Origin of the sequence: Roseomonas rosulenta, assembly GCF_016106005.1 — a bacterium.
Taxonomy (GTDB): domain Bacteria; phylum Pseudomonadota; class Alphaproteobacteria; order Acetobacterales; family Acetobacteraceae; genus Neoroseomonas; species Neoroseomonas rosulenta.
Genome location: NZ_JACADR010000644.1, coordinates 1 through 607, shown reverse-complemented (window position 1 = coordinate 607; position 607 = coordinate 1). Strand labels below are relative to the sequence as shown.

Below are 607 nucleotides of genomic sequence, written 5' to 3'. Positions count from 1 at the left end.
GGGGCGCGCCCACCCGCGAGCGCTCCGGCCGCGCCGCCGCGCGGGGTCGGCCTGCGCGCCACCCAGGGCCGCGGCGGCCCGACCCTGGCCGATGCGGCCTTCACCGTGCTGCGCGAGGGCGAGGAGACACCGGTCCATGAAGGGGCCGCCGCGCGCCTGCCGCTGGCGCCCGGCCGCTACGTCGTCACGGGGTCCACCGCCGAGCGCATCGGCACCGTGACCGCCGAGGTGACGGCGACCGCCCCCGCCGAGATCGTGGTGCCATTGGCCGATGCGCTGCCGCGCGCCACGGTCACGCCGGCGCGCACCAGCGTCGATGCCACCACCACGCTCGAGGTCACCTGGACCGGGCCGAACGAGCCCGGCGACTACCTGGCCATCGCCCCCATCGGGCAGGGCCAGGAGGAACCGGAGACGCGCCACTACGCCTGGACCCGCGACGGCAGCCCCGCGACGCTGCGCGCACCCGCCGCCGCCGGCGCCTACGAGGTCCGCTACGTGCTGGCCCGGGCCGGCCGGCCGATCGGCCGCGCGCCGATCACCGTGACGCCAGTCTCCGCCACGCTCGCCGCGCCGGCCGAGGCACCGGCGGGCAGCCCGGTCGCGG

The 607-nt window shown here is 79.4% G+C and carries 1 protein-coding gene; it reads left to right on the top strand.

From position 1 onward, the window contains the following. Positions 1 to 607 (top strand): hypothetical protein (locus tag HW578_RS27435; RefSeq protein ID WP_456308304.1); only part of this gene is annotated, 607 nt, incomplete at both ends.